The 14,927-nt window shown below is 38.3% G+C and carries 15 protein-coding genes; 4 read left to right on the top strand and 11 right to left on the bottom strand.

The genetic code is table 11. The features are described from left to right. Positions 1 to 23 precede the first annotated feature (23 nt). The 3 genes from CKK03_RS02155 to CKK03_RS02145 are packed head-to-tail and all read right to left on the bottom strand — an operon-like array spanning position 24 to position 2,479. Positions 24 to 677 (bottom strand): TetR/AcrR family transcriptional regulator, encoded by a 654-nt coding sequence (locus tag CKK03_RS02155; protein WP_099360990.1) that lies wholly within the window; start codon positions 675 to 677, stop codon positions 24 to 26. Between the two features lie 18 nt (positions 678 to 695). Beyond that, the gene (locus tag CKK03_RS02150; RefSeq protein ID WP_099360989.1) at positions 696 to 1,757 is read right to left on the bottom strand and encodes an ABC transporter permease; all 1,062 of its coding nucleotides are present in this window, start codon (positions 1,755 to 1,757) and stop codon (positions 696 to 698) included. Continuing rightward, entirely contained in the window at positions 1,754 to 2,479 is a 726-nt protein-coding gene (locus tag CKK03_RS02145; protein WP_099360988.1) for an ABC transporter ATP-binding protein, read from the bottom strand. The genes CKK03_RS02150 and CKK03_RS02145 overlap by 4 nt, the downstream gene beginning before the upstream one ends. A 175-nt stretch (positions 2,480 to 2,654) precedes the next feature. On the opposite strand from CKK03_RS02145, the gene CKK03_RS02140 reads away from it, so the two are divergent. Further along, a complete protein-coding gene (locus CKK03_RS02140; protein ID WP_099360987.1) occupies positions 2,655 to 2,918 on the top strand; it encodes a phage holin family protein in 264 nt (87 codons plus the stop codon). 84 nt (positions 2,919 to 3,002) lie between these two features. Here CKK03_RS02140 and CKK03_RS02135 read toward each other — a convergent pair whose 3' ends face one another. From CKK03_RS02135 to CKK03_RS02125, 3 genes are read right to left on the bottom strand one after another with little or no spacing between them, the layout of a single operon-like run. After that, positions 3,003 to 3,419: a hypothetical protein gene (locus tag CKK03_RS02135; protein ID WP_099360986.1), complete on the bottom strand. Its 417-nt coding sequence runs from the start codon at positions 3,417 to 3,419 to the stop codon at positions 3,003 to 3,005. A gap of 56 nt (positions 3,420 to 3,475) precedes the next feature. After that, positions 3,476 to 3,934 carry a hypothetical protein gene (locus CKK03_RS02130; RefSeq protein WP_099360985.1) on the bottom strand — a complete coding sequence of 153 codons (459 nt, stop codon included), beginning with the start codon at positions 3,932 to 3,934 and terminating at the stop codon, positions 3,476 to 3,478. 19 nt (positions 3,935 to 3,953) lie between these two features. Continuing rightward, the gene (locus tag CKK03_RS02125) at positions 3,954 to 5,012 is read right to left on the bottom strand and encodes an LLM class flavin-dependent oxidoreductase (protein WP_099360984.1); all 1,059 of its coding nucleotides are present in this window, start codon (positions 5,010 to 5,012) and stop codon (positions 3,954 to 3,956) included. Between the two features lie 526 nt (positions 5,013 to 5,538). On the opposite strand from CKK03_RS02125, the gene CKK03_RS02120 reads away from it, so the two are divergent. Then, positions 5,539 to 5,901, top strand: coding sequence for a hypothetical protein (locus tag CKK03_RS02120; protein ID WP_099360983.1), 363 nt, complete (start codon positions 5,539 to 5,541; stop codon positions 5,899 to 5,901). 85 nt (positions 5,902 to 5,986) lie between these two features. Here CKK03_RS02120 and CKK03_RS02115 read toward each other — a convergent pair whose 3' ends face one another. The 3 genes from CKK03_RS02115 to CKK03_RS02105 form a co-directional block, all read right to left on the bottom strand. Beyond that, complete coding sequence (locus tag CKK03_RS02115) at positions 5,987 to 7,060, bottom strand: branched-chain amino acid aminotransferase (RefSeq protein ID WP_099361166.1); 1,074 nt, start codon at positions 7,058 to 7,060, stop codon at positions 5,987 to 5,989. A gap of 249 nt (positions 7,061 to 7,309) precedes the next feature. After that, positions 7,310 to 8,296, bottom strand: coding sequence for a Gfo/Idh/MocA family protein (locus tag CKK03_RS02110; protein ID WP_099360982.1), 987 nt, complete (start codon positions 8,294 to 8,296; stop codon positions 7,310 to 7,312). Between the two features lie 119 nt (positions 8,297 to 8,415). Continuing rightward, a complete protein-coding gene (locus CKK03_RS02105) occupies positions 8,416 to 10,152 on the bottom strand; it encodes a methyl-accepting chemotaxis protein (RefSeq protein ID WP_245863957.1) in 1,737 nt (578 codons plus the stop codon). A gap of 229 nt (positions 10,153 to 10,381) precedes the next feature. Here CKK03_RS02105 and CKK03_RS02100 point away from each other — a divergent pair, with 229 nt between their 5' ends. Then, complete coding sequence (locus CKK03_RS02100) at positions 10,382 to 11,161, top strand: ABC transporter ATP-binding protein (RefSeq protein ID WP_099361164.1); 780 nt, start codon at positions 10,382 to 10,384, stop codon at positions 11,159 to 11,161. Positions 11,162 to 11,204: 43 nt separating this feature from the next. Here CKK03_RS02100 and CKK03_RS02095 read toward each other — a convergent pair whose 3' ends face one another. Together CKK03_RS02095 and CKK03_RS02090 are read right to left on the bottom strand one after the other, a co-directional pair. Further along, positions 11,205 to 12,605, bottom strand: a complete 1,401-nt coding sequence (locus CKK03_RS02095; RefSeq protein WP_099360981.1) for a tyrosine phenol-lyase — start codon at positions 12,603 to 12,605, stop codon at positions 11,205 to 11,207. Between the two features lie 336 nt (positions 12,606 to 12,941). Then, positions 12,942 to 13,442, bottom strand: coding sequence for a cupin domain-containing protein (locus CKK03_RS02090; RefSeq protein ID WP_099360980.1), 501 nt, complete (start codon positions 13,440 to 13,442; stop codon positions 12,942 to 12,944). Positions 13,443 to 13,560: 118 nt separating this feature from the next. Between CKK03_RS02090 and CKK03_RS02085 the strand changes: the two genes are divergently transcribed. Continuing rightward, positions 13,561 to 14,883: a DUF2254 domain-containing protein gene (locus CKK03_RS02085; protein ID WP_099360979.1), complete on the top strand. Its 1,323-nt coding sequence runs from the start codon at positions 13,561 to 13,563 to the stop codon at positions 14,881 to 14,883. Positions 14,884 to 14,927 lie beyond the last annotated feature (44 nt).

The following is a 14,927-nucleotide window of genomic DNA, read 5'->3' as shown; positions in this document are numbered from 1 at the left end:
TGTATTGTCGGGCAAGGCTCTGTTTATTTTCTGATACCATCCATCACAAAACGGACTAAGTTTTCCGCTTCTTGGTCGATATCCATTTTTTCTTGGGATGGCTTAAGCACAAAATGAGTGACAAGAAAACCACCGAATGTTGTCATTAGTATTTTTAACAGGGTATCTGTAGGAAGATCCTTTATTTCTCCACGGCTCTTGAATAATTCGATTGCATGTGCAACGCGATTCATGACATTGGAAGAGAAATACGGAACAAGTTCCTTTCTTAATGCTTCACTATATAATATTTCCTTGACGATGATTTGAAAAATTTCCTGATTTTCATTAATAAATTCAATTCTATTTTTGAGGATCCTCCTTAAAAAATCTTCAAAATACAGTGTATCCTCAGTTAGTACTTCTTTAAATACTTTTTCAGCCATTCCCGGTAAAGCCTCTTTTAAGAACGGAATCATAACCGAAAGCAGTAGGTTATCTTTCGTACCATAATGACGAAAAATGGTTCCTTCTGCAACTCCTGCTGCTTTTGCGATTTCGTTTGTAGACGTATTGGCATATCCCTTTTCTGCAAACATTTTTATGGCTGATTCAATTATTTTCTGTTGTTTTTCAGTTGGTTTCTTGGATAGCTTTGTTTGTTCAATTATGACATCTAATAGATTTTCTTTAGACAAGTTCCTTTCACTTCCTTACTATAATGCGCGATACTTTTTCAGTGCGAAAACATTTAGGTTAATAAAAACGGCTGCAAACATGATTAACACAAATAAGTCAAAGCCGATATCTGATAATCCTAAACCTTGATACATAACTCCCTTTAATGCATGCGCTGCGTAATAGATCGGCATGATTTTTGCAACAATCTGCAACCAATCGGCCATTCCCTCTAGTGGGATAATTCCAGAGAAAAATATTTGCGGGATTATGACAATGGGTATAAATTGAATCATTTGAAATTCAGATGCAGCAAATGCCGATAACAGAATTCCTAAAGATAAAGCAACTAACGCAAGCACTAAATTAATGAGAATAACATTCCATATTGAGCCTACTAGCACGACATCCAACACATTAATAGTAAAAAACACAACAATAACTGTTTGAATGATAGCAAATATGCCAAAGCCAACTAAATATGCAGTCACAATTTCTCCCCTACGGATAGGAGTTGACATTAATCTCTCTAACGTACCTGTTGTTCTTTCTTTTAGCAAACCAATTCCTGAAATTAGAAATACAAAAAAGAATACGAAATAACCGATCAAAATTGGACTAAGCACATCAAAAAAAACAGTATCACTATTACCGTAGACATAGTTTATTTCTAAATCAATTGTAGCTAAATCCTTGAGTGTAGGTATTTGATTGACTAGATTTTCCTGTGCCTGTGAGGCAAATGCCTGGTTGACCTTCATCTGCAATGCCTTTGCGGATGATGGGTCGCTGTTAGTTATCGTTAAGACTACCTGATTATTCTCCATCACAAGCAAGCCATCAAGTTCATTGTCTAGGATCATTTGTTCAGGATTTGTCGCTTCGTTATATTCTTCTATTTCAATATCTGCTTCTTTAATGGTTTCAATAAGTTTATCCTCAATATTTACAACGCCTATAGTAGGATTAACGGAAGGTCCATCAAACAATACATTCATGAGAGACAAAATGAGCAGTGGGGCAACAAATAGCAAGGCTAATGTCCGCTTATCACGAAGCAACTGCTGAAAAATTCTTTTTATGAGTGCGATGATTCTCATTGTCCCACCCTCCCTGCTTGTAAAAATACTTCATCAAAATTGCTGGCACCATATGCTTCTTTCAGATCACTTGGTGTACCTCTCGTTATGATCCGACCATCTCGGACCATTGCGATATAATCGCAGCGTTCCGCCTCTTCCATGACATGAGTTGTGACGATAATCGTTTTACCTTCTTCTTTTTTTAAGCGGATTAGTTCATTCCAAATAGAGAGCCTCAGCTCAGGGTCAATACCAACAGTTGGTTCATCAAGAATCAGTATTTTCGGGTTTTGTATCAACGCAATGGAGAGAGACAAACGTCGTTTCATCCCACCGGAGTACGTAGATACCTTTTTATTTAAGTCATCCGACAGATTGACTAGGTTTGAGGTATATGCAATTCGTTCTTTCGTTTGGGCACGATTTAACTTATAAAGAGAAGCAAAAAAAGCAAGATTTTCCTTCCCTGTTAGCTCTGTATACAATGCATCGGATTGAGCCATATAGCCAATATCCTGCAAAAGCTCAAGATTAGGCATTTTCTCTCCTAACACTTGGATAGAGCCTTGATCTGGCGAGTCCATTCCTACAATCATTTTGACTAATGTGGTTTTACCCGCACCTGAGGGTCCAATAAAACCGTAAATCGTTCCTTCCTCAATAGATAGGTCAATTTCATTTAGCACCACGTTTTTCCCAAAGCTTTTACTTACTTTATTAATTACTACCGTATCGGCCATTAAACTGCCTCCTCTTCACAAAAATGAGCGATTACTCACTTTCATTATCGTTTGTATTTTGGAGAACGTCAATAAAAAAGTGAGTATTCACTCACATAAAAATTTTTATTATTGGGATATTCGAACAAGCACATTTTGCTTACCTTTCATACGATGAACTAAGGAGGTGACAACCATGGACTTGCTTGAATTTTTAAATGAAAATTATTATATGTTGGTCCCTGTACTTTGGGTGATAGGGTATTTCCTAAAAACAACGCCGACTATTCCGAATTGGGCTATTACATGGATTCTATTAGGGGTATCTCTAGCAGGTGGCACATTTTTCTACGGCTTTACTGCAGAGGCTTTATATAACGGAGTAATTGCAGCTGGGGTTGCTGTTTTCGGTCATCAACTGTATAAACAAACGGCTGAGGCAAGAGTTAAAAAAATATAATTCACCTTTACGCACTAATCTATTTTCCACATATTAAAAAAGCGAAACGCTTGGATTTTTTTCCAAGCGTTTGTTTGCGTTATTTTATTGATTTCTGTACCAGACAAACCAACCATTATCTTTATTTTTTGATACAAAGATTTGGCCATCCGCTGCTACGTCACTTTTTCCTTCCCATCTTGGAAAATGCAATGTAACTAACCACGACTTGTCTGCAACTTCTTGTCCACAATATTTGGTAGACATTTGGTACTCTTTCGCAACTTTTTCATCTAAAGGTTGCGCTGTTACGACTTCCCAATCCGAAAAATGATTTCCATAATCACTTTCGCCAAATGTACGAGGAATGATTGTTTCTAATGCCTGTATGAGTTCATCTTTATTAATGGTTGATGTATCCTCTAACAGACTCACACTCGGGCATTCAACTCTTGCTTGTGCACCGACTTGGAATGGGAATAAGATGACAAGAGTAATCAGGGATATTACTATTTTTTTCATAATTATTCACCTCAAGTAGTAATATCCCAATTTTTAACATAAGTTATGCATGCAGGTCATGATATTTTATTCATTAGTTCTGCTAAATCTGCCAATAAGAGCTTCTTACTTTCTTCAACTTTTACAAGTTCTGTGTACTTTTTAACTTGAATAATGGTTTCTTCAGCTTGGCTTATTTCATCTAGAACGATATAAGACCTCGCCAACGCTTCGTATGCGTAAGCAATATAAAATGGAGCTAGCTCTGCCTTCTTACTGATTTCTACGCATTGCTTTGCAAAGTATAGGGCCTGAACTCCATTATCCACTACAGCATAAACTCGTGAAAGTTGCCAATATCCAATTGAACGATTTTGTTCGGTATGATCTGTAACCTGCGTCCAATGCCAAAACGAAGCATGACTTAGATGCATCATTTCCTCTGTTTCATATTCCGTACGATTCGTAATTTCTAATAGATCCCACACTTTGTTAAAGCATTCTGTTGCTAACTGTTTATGAGATAGATTCCCCATTACTTTCTCCTCTATTTTCTTATTTCGCTTCGTTCTCTGCTTCCCATTTCGCTACTTCTTCCCTGACACGTGGGGCTACTTCTTTCCCTAGTAGTTCAATTGAGCGCATGACATCCTCATGCGGCATTGTTCCAACAGGGCAATGAAGCATAAAACGAGTAACCCCAACGTTTTTACGCAAGTGGATGATTTTATTGGCAACATATTCAGGGTCACCTACATATAAAGCACCTTCAAAGCTTCGGGCATGGTCAAAGGTATCCCGGGTATATGGTCCCCAGCCACGCTCTTTTCCTAATTTACTCATCGACTGCGCTGTTGATGGGAAGAATTTTTCGGCCGCTTCTTCCATGCTTTCACCAACAAACCCGTGCGAATGGGAGGCAATCGCTAACTTTGAAAAATCATGTCCCGCATGCGCAACAGCCCTCTTGTATAGTTCAGCAAGTGGAGCAAATTGAACGGGTCTTCCTCCAATAATTGCAAGAATGAGTGGTAGTCCTAAAAGACCCGCACGTACCACTGATTCTTGGTTTCCTCCACTTCCAATCCAGATTGGTAATGGATCTTGAACAGGTCTTGGATAGATGCCTCTATTGTTAATGGATGGTCGGTGCTTCCCTTGCCAGGTCACTTTCTCCGACCTTTGAATATGAAGAAGTAGATCTAACTTTTCTTCAAAAAGCTCATCATAGTCCTTTAAATCATAGCCAAATAGAGGGAATGATTCGATGAAAGATCCTCTTCCCGCCATAATTTCAGCTCGTCCATTCGAAATAGCATCAACGGTTGAAAAATCCTGGAACACGCGAACAGGATCGGCCGACGAAAGTACGGTAACCGCGCTTGTTAGACGAATTTTCTTTGTTTGCGATGCAGCCGCTGCTAGTATAATAGCAGGTGCTGAAGCTGCATAATCCTCACGGTGGTGCTCCCCCACACCGAATACATCTAGACCTACTTGGTCGGCTAAAACAATTTCCTCTACCACTTCACGAATTCGCTCGGCATGGCTAAAGACCTCGCCTGTCCGAGGATCCGGCGTTGTCTCAACAAAAGTACTGATTCCTATTTCCAATGTCTGTACCCCCTATTATTGTTTCATTTATCTTATTGCTAAACTACTTCTATTATTTAATATTGTTGGTTTTGAAGCAAATTTTTTAGACTTTGGGTTGGGTTGGGGGCGGTGAGTGGAGTCGAAGGAATCGACCTCGGGACTGCTATAAGACGGTTGAGGAGTGACATAAAAAGATTGTTATCGTACCACCAGTCACTAGAGGCGTGCACTGTGAGGGTACGATTAACTCCTATTCATACCCTCAGTCACCTTGGGTCAGGACTGTGAGGGTACGATTAACACCTTTTCGTACCCTCAGGCACCTTAGGTCAGCAATGTGAGGGTATGATTAACACCTTTTCGTACCCTTGGTCACCTTAGGTCAGGGAAGTGAGGGCAAGAATATTCCATCTCACTAGCCAAAAAATCCAATTATTTGGAATATTATTGTATAATTGTAAAACTTTTTACTGTTTATTTCGTATACTATATATATAGGATTTTTTTACATACCTCATATACCATTCTATTAGGAGTGATGAACATGCAATTAGTTCCTGAGAAAATTCGTGAGCCACTCTCACATTTTAATTTCGGAATTTTCGAAACAGAATCTCTTAGTACGTTTTTCTTAGCCTTCCGTCTTAAAAGTTATTTCTTGCTTCTAGTCTCTCCTTTTGGATTAGGGGCGTCAGCTTACTTAGCCAAAGTTTCAATAGGAGTTGGATCTATTGGTATGTCCCTCGGTTTGATTTTCCTAAGTCTATTACTTTTACTGCCTTGGACACTAGTACCTATCACATTTCTATTTACCACTTTTCAACCAGCCACATGGCAACGTAAGCTATCGTGGGCATACACTGGTTTGTTAGTAGCATCTTATATTTATTGGCTCGTTATCTTTTAAAATAGCATTGTGCTTCTGGGACAAGGAACCTGTCCCCACCGCAAAAAAATAGTGCCTACCACATCGGTAAGCACTTTTTTATTCCTTATAATTTTACAGTCCAGCCAAACGGATCTTCTACTGTACCGTTTTGAATTCCAGTAATTGTATCATATAGTTTTTTCGATAACTCTCCTGTTTCACCGTTGTTAATAATAGATTTTTCATTATTGTAGAAAAGCTCTCCAACTGGTGAAATAACAGCAGCTGTGCCTGTTCCAAAGACTTCTTCAAGCACGCCATCGTTATAAGCTTGTTGAACCTCATTAATTGAAATTTTTCTCTCAGTTACAGGAACATTCCAGTATTTTAAGAGTTCAATAATCGACTTACGAGTGATTCCATCTAAAATACTACCGTTTAATGCTGGTGTGACAACTTCTCCATTGATTTTAAAGAAGATGTTCATACTGCCAACTTCTTCGATATATTGTTTCTCTCTACCATCAAGCCATAATACTTGCGAATAACCATTTTCACTTGCAATTTCTGATGCTAATAAACTCGCAGCATAGTTCCCTGCTGTTTTTGCATCACCTGTACCACCTGCAACTGCACGAACATATTTATTTTCTACAGCAATTTTTACAGGATTGATACCTTCTTTATAATAAGAACCCACTGGGGATAATATAATCATAAATTTATAGTTTTTAGCCGGATTAACGCCAAGATGTGCTTCCGTAGCAATCATAAATGGTCTGATATATAACGAAGTACCCGGAAGATTTGGCACCCATTCTCTATCGATTTCAATTAGCTTCTTCAAAGCATGAATGGCAAATTCTTCGTCAAACTGCGGCATGACCAAACGCTGGTTAGACTTATTGAATCTTTTCATGTTTTGATCCGGTCTGAACAATAAAATTTCTTCGTCCTTTGTACGATAGGCTTTTAATCCTTCAAATACCGATTGACCATAATGAAAAATAGTAGCTGCAGGATCCAAAGGAATTGATTGATAAGGTACAATTCGCGCATCGTGCCAACCTTTTCCTTCCGTATAATCCCACATAAACATATGGTCAGTGAAGCTTGTTCCAAACACCAACTGATCGAATGGAGGAATTTCCTTCTTGTCAGTTGTAAGGGTGATATCAATTGTAAAATCTGTCGTCATGTTAATCCCAGCTTTCATTTAATTTAAATCTTTTAAGTTTTTATTAATCGAAATCTTATATTATTCTGATAATAATATCAACTATTTTATCACAATATTGCTAAAAAAAGTGTATTAAAGTATAGCAATCTTTTAATTTTTGTTTCCATTTAAAGTTAAATACAAAAATCCGATAAAAACCAATGGTGGTTTAGCAACAAAAAAATAAGCCCCCGAAGAAGCAATACGTACTTCCCGCGGGCTAGATCCTCACTGATTGGAATAATATCCTTTTACCATTTCTCCCATTACCCGGTTTGTTCGAGCTCCTGATTCGCCTGTGCTTGGGCAAACGACTCCTTTACCTGTTAATTCTGCAACAATGGTTTCCACTAATGGTTGGTGTACATGCTGAGGACGTTTAAAGCTCCACTCTTCCGTTCCATTAGTTGTTGTTAACACGACAGGCTCATTTCCGAACATAGAGAACGTAATTTTTCCTTTGCTACCCACAATCTCATTCACGTCTTCATTTTGAAATGCTGTAAAACACCAATTCCCAACACCATGTACGCCAGATTCAAATACATAGGTACCCGTAACAATATCTTCTGCTAGATATAGGCTACCGTGATTGGAAGCAAAACCATGAACCTCTTTAATCGGTCCAACCAAGAAATCTAATATATCAAGAGTATGGCTTGCTAAATCAAAGAACAGCCCACCACCTGATAACTCTGGCTGAACTCGCCATGGAAGGTTGTTCGGATCTTCTGAAGCTTTGCGATATTGTGTAGTTGACACAAAGCGGATATCCCCCACTGCACCGTTGTCCAGTAGTTCTTTGATTTTCAAAAACCGCTCTTGTGCTCTGCGATAATAAGCGACATACAAAGGAACATTTGCTTCTTTACAAGCCTCAATCATTTCTAGACATTCTGTGAAAGTACGAGCCATAGGCTTCTCAACATATACTGGTTTTCCAGCCTGTGCTGCTTTCAGTGTAAACTCTTTATGTGATCCTGGGGGAGTTGCGATATAGATTACATCAACCTCTGGATCATTGATAAGCTTGTCCGCATTATCATACCATTTCGATACATTATGCCTTTTTGCATAATCTTCCGCTAACTCACCTGTTCTTCTCATGACTGCAACCAACTCGGAATTCGTGATTTTTTGAAATGCTGGACCACTCTTTACTTCCGTCACATTCCCACAACCAATAATCCCCCACCGAATCTTGTTATATGCCATACTTAAACTCCCCCCTGTCAATTATCTCCATCATAAAGTATACCCCAAAAAGTTTAGCCATCACAAAAATAGCCACTCTACAATTTAATTTTGTAAAGTGACCTAGAGCTCAACTTACCTTATTTGACGTGAAAACGTTGGGTTATTTCTAAAAGAGACTTGGACAGAGTATGCAGTCTTTTTCCTACCCCGTTTGTATTTTCCATTTGTTGAATTTGACTTTCACTAAAAGCTAACATTTCTTCGGCGCTCGCTAATGTCTCCTGTGACACAGATGAGAATTGAGTAACAGATTGCTGTAGTTCTGGAACAATACTCTCGAGTCCCGTTATTTCTTCCTGCATCGTTTCAATGTTTCCACTGACCTCGTAAATCCCCTGCATTAACTCATTAATTGAGATTTTGGAGTCATTTGCTAATTGAAGGTTGGAATTTATCTGAATAAGCATTTGGTCAAATTCCTTTGAAGCCAATATTGTAATAGATTCCATTTTTGTAATAGCATTTGTAATTTCATCAGTTGCCTTCGTTGATTGCTCGGCAAGCTTCTGAACCTCTTGTGCTACGACAGCAAATCCTTTCCCGGCATCACCTGCTCGGGCTGCCTCAATCGTTGCATTTAAAGCTAATAGTTTTGTTTGTTTCGCGATATCCGTAACTAATTCCACAAGCGATGTAATTTCAAGTGAATACTCTTTCACTTCTCTAATTGTCTTTGTAAGACGATTGAAGTCACTTTCAAATGATTGGATCGTTGCAATCAACTGACCAATATTTTGTTCACCGCGGCCAGCTGAGAGATTCATACTCTTTGAGCTACCAATGACAGTTTCCATGTTTCTCATAATATCCACGATCCGATTTGACATGGTCCTAAAACCGTAAGCACTCTTCTCAGAGCTGCTTGCAGTATGCTCCGCACCTTGTCTTACTGTATCGATCGCCGAGATTAATTGATGACTTGATTCAAGTGCATCCCTAGATGAAACATTTAATTCATCGCCAGTTGTTTCTAGTTCTTTCGTTGAAGTCTTCAATTCATTAAGCATACTTCTCATTTGATCAATCATTGCATTATAGCTTTTATTCAATGAAGTAATTTCAGGAATCGTTGTACGTATATCAACGGAGTGCTTGAGATTCCCTTCCCTTACTTCTTTCATCGTATTACGCAAGGCACTTAATGGTTTTACAATGGTTCGCACTAATAGGATAATCACGACCGTCATCACTACGATACTGATCGCCATCACTAGTAATGTAAAATAGGCCATTTGGTTAATCGGACCTGTATAGGATTTCGTCGGAATGAGGATTCCATAAATTCCGCCTATTTCTTCAATCCTATGAAACGAAATCGTGTAATCATCGCCATTAATTCTCTCATGAATAACTCCATCTTTGAGATCAACAAGTGTAGTGATTGTTTTTTCTGAAATAGCAGGAATCGCATCTTTACTCACCTTGAAAGGTACTACTTCTTCATTCTTTATATAGAAAAATTCCGCTTGCATCCCATCTCCTTCAAGCTTATCCTGCTGCATTCGTACATTCCCATCTATCTGTTGCATAAAATAATCATCTTCACTGACATAAACAAATTTTAAACTTTCTGCAATATATCCCATTAGCTCTGCTTCACTTACTAATCTATTTTCAATCGACTCAATTGTCATTTCTTTAGCCTTTATGTATGAGATTGTTCCAACCGTTACTACAGAAATTACAAGTAAAGAAACAAACAGGATAAATAACCGTGCACTTAAATTGATCTTTTGCAGAAACGTTTGAAAAAGGCTTTTTCCACCATCACTCTCTTTATCTGGCATTTTTGGCTTTCGCAACTTTATTCCCATATGTAGAACCCCCAAATCCGAGACTTTTAACCTATTTCATTATAATCAAGCTATGTAAAGCCATTGTAAAGATTATGTAAAGGGTGCATTTACAGGCTTACTCAAACAACTAGTACCGCCCTACATGGTTCAAAAACCATTATCTTTTGCCTCGCTTCTTTTAATTTCTAGTACACCTTTATCTGAATTATTTGATATTATTAATTTATTAAACAAGGAGGGATCTATGGTGGTTTTAGATTTGATGAATGTTACACTACAACGTGATGATGCGCTCATCCTACAGAATATTAATTGGCAGATAGAACAAGGCGAGCACTGGGTGCTTTATGGGTTAAATGGTTCTGGTAAGACTGCATTATTGGATTTAATCAACGCCTATAATTTCCCTACTAGCGGAAATGCGACTGTACTTGGGTTTAAGTTCGGGAAGGTTTATTTAGGTGAGGAACTCAGGAAGAAAATTGGCTTTGTGTCTGCTTCCTTACAAGAAAAGTTCTACCCTACTGATAATGCGTTTGAGGTTGTTTTAAGTGGAGCTTTTGCATCCATTGGCCTGTATGATACCCCTACGGACGACATGAGAGAAAAGGCAAAGAGACTTCTTGTAGAACTAGGATGTCTTGCCTATGCAAACCGTGAATATTCGACCCTGTCCCAAGGTGAAAAACAACGAGTATTAATTGCACGCGCGTTAATGGCAGATCCATCCATACTTATTTTGGACGAACCTACCAATGGGTTAGATTTTATCGCCAGAGAGCAATTACTAGATTCCATCGAAAGACTAGCCATCAAAGAAGATGCACCAACGATTATATATGTTACCCACCATGTGGAAGAAATTCTTCCTGTGTTTACGAAAACTTTGCTTTTAAAAAGTGGTGAAGTATTTACTTCAGGGCAAACCGATCAAATCATTACAAGCGAGACTCTATCAGACTATTTTAATCTCCCAGTTCAGGTTAAATGGGAAAATTCCCGTCCTTACCTAGTAAAAGGAAAATAAAAATTGCCAGCCCCAGATCTAAATAGGGCTGGCTTTCATTTTATTATTCTGGCATCAATTCTAAGTTCTTTGAAAGTGGTGAAAACCTCGCATTAAAGAATCGTAACGTAGGAGGTTCATAATCCATTCGCAAACCACTTATCTGATGTCTCTTTTCAAAGAGTGCAATCACGGAATCAGCGACAACATCCATGTGATTATTCGTATAGACTCTTCTAGGTATCGTTAAACGAACGAGCTCTAGCTTCGGTTTGTTATGTTCTCCCGTTTCCTTATTTCGACCCGCTGAGACAATCCCTCTCTCCATCGCTCTAACACCTGAATCTAAATAAAGTGCCGCTGCCAATGCTTGTGCAGGAAACTCTTCTTGATTTAAATGAGATAAAAATTTTCTTGCGTCCAAATAAACAGCATGGCCCCCAATTGGTTGAACAACAGGTACCCCTGCTTCAATTAACTGCTGACCAAGATAACGGACCTGTTGAATCCGGTGATGGATATAATGGTCATCGACAGATTCATAGATTCCTTGTGCCATCGCTTCCATATCGCGTCCCGCCATGCCGCCATAAGATGGCATCCCTTCATAAACAACCACCAACTCACGCGACCTTGCATATAACTCCTCATCATTCATTGCCAAAAAGCCGCCAATATTCACTAAACAATCTTTTTTACCACTCATCGTACAACCATCTGAATACGAAAACATCTCCTTTAAAATATCCTTAATCCGATGACTTTCATATCCCGCTTCTCTTTCCTTAATAAAATAGGCATTCTCTACACATCTTGTAGCATCAAACATCACATCAATTCCAAAGCTCTTACATAGGTAATAAACCTCTCTCATGTTCTCCATGCTAACCGGCTGTCCACCAGCCATATTCACGGTTACCGCCACACAAACATAAGGAATCCGTTCTGCTCCAACCTCTTGAATGAGCGACTTTAATTTAGTAAGATCCACATTCCCTTTAAAAGGATGCTCTGTCGTTGAATCATGTGCTTCATCAATGATGATATCAACAAATCTTGCCCCGTTTAGCTCCTGGTGGGCACGTGTTGTTGTAAAATACATATTTCCTGGTACGACATCACCTTGTTTTATTTTCAGCTGAGATAAAATGTTTTCTGCACCACGTCCCTGGTGAGTCGGCAACACATACTTATATCCATAAATCTCTCTAACAGCCTGCTCGAGTTTCTTCCAGCTTTTACTCCCCGCATAGGCTTCGTCACCAACCATTAGAGCACCCCATTGCCTGTCACTCATTGCACTCGTCCCGCTATCTGTTAGAAGGTCAATATAGACATCCTGAGAATCAATTAAAAACGTATTATAGCCGGCCCGTTTTAGCGCCTCTTTCCGTTCCGCATAAGTTAACATCGCTAATGGCTCTACCGCTTTAATTTTATATGGTTCTGCCGTTCTTCTTTTCACCCTAACCCCTCCGCATTTTTGAAAATTCAGTCTATCTATAATGTAGAATATTCTATGCCTCTTTCTCAAGAATTCCCAGTACACGATAAACGCTTTAAATCAGTAAAAAAACGCCTTCCAAAGTTAAAGGATAGGCGTTTGAAAATATTATTGAAATATGGTTTCAAAACAATCTGTTTCATTTTGCAATACTCATTTCAAACAAACGTTTGTTTAGCACCCTATACTAAGTGGCTCAGGCAATTTGAATTTCAATCAAACGTTTGTTTGAACGTGATTCTGTCATGCAATAAATGGCTGTTATATATCGTAAAACAGCCGTTTTATTATTCTACTCTATTTCTTTTCCAACGCGAGCCTGCGAATGACCTCCTCATGCTGCGGATACTCTTTTAGTAATTCCTCTTGTGAGAATAATTCAAAATCCTCGAATTCAAATCCCGGAGAAACCATGCAGCCAACAAGTGAAAATGTATTTTCTTCTTTAACTGAAGACCCGAATATTGAGTTTTTTGGCACAAGAACTTGCGGAACCTCTCCCTCGTCAAGCTTTAGGCCAAGGTTTACTTCCTTGTATTCTCCTTGTTCGTCAATCATATGTACGGTTAAGGAACTTCCCCCATGGTAATACCAGAGCTCATCTGATTTCAATCTATGTAAATGAGAGATGTCTTCAGATCTCAGTAAAAAATAAATACTTGTATATAGTTTTCTTTGTTTATCTTGCTCAGTATGAATCGTCACACCTGAAGCAAAGATTTGTTTGTAAAACCCGCCCTCTGGATGTGGCTCAAGCCCGAGATGTGATATGTAGAATTGTGCATCATTTGTGTTCATTAAAATATTCCCTCCACGTATGCTCTTTGATATTCTGAAACATCATTCCTGGTACAATGAATAATACCTCTATTTGGTAAAAAACTATATATATTCACTTCTCTTAAGGAGGATATCTATGTCTTTTACCAACCTGTTTTTAAAAATTCGTTCAAACTTCATGTATCTTCCTACCTTGTATGGCTTTGTTGCTTTTTTAATGGCACTTCTTAGTATAAAGCTAGAAGCAATTTTTATGAAACAAAGCGCCCTTCAACACATCATTCCAAGCGCGCTCTTTACAGATATTAGCCTAGCTCGTACCATTTTAAGTACCATTTCTGCTTCATTATTGACCATTACAACCATAACATTTTCAACAATCCTAGTCGTATTAACGACCTATCTATCTAACTTTTCTCCACGGACACTTCAGAACTTTATTACAAACCATAGCACTCAGCGTGTTTTAGGAACGTTTGTAGGTGGTTTTGTTTATTCCATTGTATTACTACTTGTCTTAGAGGATACTGGTTCTGGTACGAGATATATTGTTCCTTCACTAGCCATTGCGATTTCAATCGTTTGCTTATTTGTATTTGTTTTCTTCATCCATCATGTAACAAGCTGGATTCAAGTAAGTAATCTTATTTACAATATTACGCAAAGGACAACAAAAAGAATTGAGAATGATCTAGCTGACTTGAAGGATGTTACCGAAGATCCTCCTTGGGATGATTGGGAAGGTGAGGAAATTAAGCATATAAATCCTCAACCAATTTTTTTGGACAAAGCAGGGTATATACAATCTATTGATATTAATGGAATTATTGAACAAGCTTATCATGATGACTGTATTATTCGAGTTGAAAGAAACATCAATGATTTTGTGGATGAGGAGACGGTTGTCCTATCAATCTGGGGTAAAAAAGAAGAAACTTCATTAATGGATTATAAAACATTTATCACTATCGGTTCAAAGCAATCGCCTTTTCCCAACATCGAGCTTGGTATGACAAAAATTGTAGAAATCGCTATACGAGCACTTTCACCCGCAATAAATGATCCCAATACAGCTATTAACTGCATTGATAATTTAGGTGGAATTTTAATAAAACTGAGTAAAAAGCACTTACCTAAATCCTATTTTAATGATAAAAATAGAAACCTTCGTGTTATTTTTGACCAGCCAACTTATTCTGATTATTTATATAAAAGCTTTTCTCAAATACTCAGTTATGGTGTCCATGATGTAACGATACTTTTGGCAGTATTTCGTGTACTTACTTCGATCGCCGATTCTTCCCAACACTCTAGAAAGACGATATGGGACTTTGCCCAGTTTGTGGTAGAGAGAATTAATAAAGGGGAATTGCTATCACTTGATCGACAATATCTAAACAAACAACTTAAAAGACTTGCGAATGCTACAGGATATAGCAAAGAGTATCAATCGCTATAATAAGTGGTGTTTGTAAAAAAATGGAGGGAGTGCTATTCTTCTCC

This window comes from Fredinandcohnia onubensis (genome assembly GCF_002734215.1).
Taxonomy (GTDB): domain Bacteria; phylum Bacillota; class Bacilli; order Bacillales; family Bacillaceae_L; genus Ferdinandcohnia; species Ferdinandcohnia onubensis.
This window is presented reverse-complemented; position numbering and strand designations above follow the sequence as displayed.

Bases quoted from the DNA above. Each gene is read 5' to 3' on its own strand.
- CKK03_RS02085 (WP_099360979.1), top strand. From the start codon at position 13,561: ATGTCTTTTACCAACCTGTTTTTAAAAATTCGTTCAAACTTCATGTAT.
- CKK03_RS02135 (WP_099360986.1), bottom strand. From the start codon at position 3,419: ATGAAAAAAATAGTAATATCCCTGATTACTCTTGTCATCTTATTCCCA.
- CKK03_RS02090 (WP_099360980.1), bottom strand. From the start codon at position 13,442: ATGAACACAAATGATGCACAATTCTACATATCACATCTCGGGCTTGAG.
- CKK03_RS02150 (WP_099360989.1), bottom strand. From the start codon at position 1,757: ATGAGAATCATCGCACTCATAAAAAGAATTTTTCAGCAGTTGCTTCGT.
- CKK03_RS02140 (WP_099360987.1), top strand. From the start codon at position 2,655: ATGGACTTGCTTGAATTTTTAAATGAAAATTATTATATGTTGGTCCCT.
- CKK03_RS02145 (WP_099360988.1), bottom strand. From the start codon at position 2,479: ATGGCCGATACGGTAGTAATTAATAAAGTAAGTAAAAGCTTTGGGAAA.
- CKK03_RS02110 (WP_099360982.1), bottom strand. From the start codon at position 8,296: ATGGCATATAACAAGATTCGGTGGGGGATTATTGGTTGTGGGAATGTG.
- CKK03_RS02130 (WP_099360985.1), bottom strand. From the start codon at position 3,934: ATGGGGAATCTATCTCATAAACAGTTAGCAACAGAATGCTTTAACAAA.
- CKK03_RS02120 (WP_099360983.1), top strand. From the start codon at position 5,539: ATGCAATTAGTTCCTGAGAAAATTCGTGAGCCACTCTCACATTTTAAT.
- CKK03_RS02115 (WP_099361166.1), bottom strand. From the start codon at position 7,060: ATGACGACAGATTTTACAATTGATATCACCCTTACAACTGACAAGAAG.
- CKK03_RS02105 (WP_245863957.1), bottom strand. From the start codon at position 10,152: ATGGGAATAAAGTTGCGAAAGCCAAAAATGCCAGATAAAGAGAGTGAT.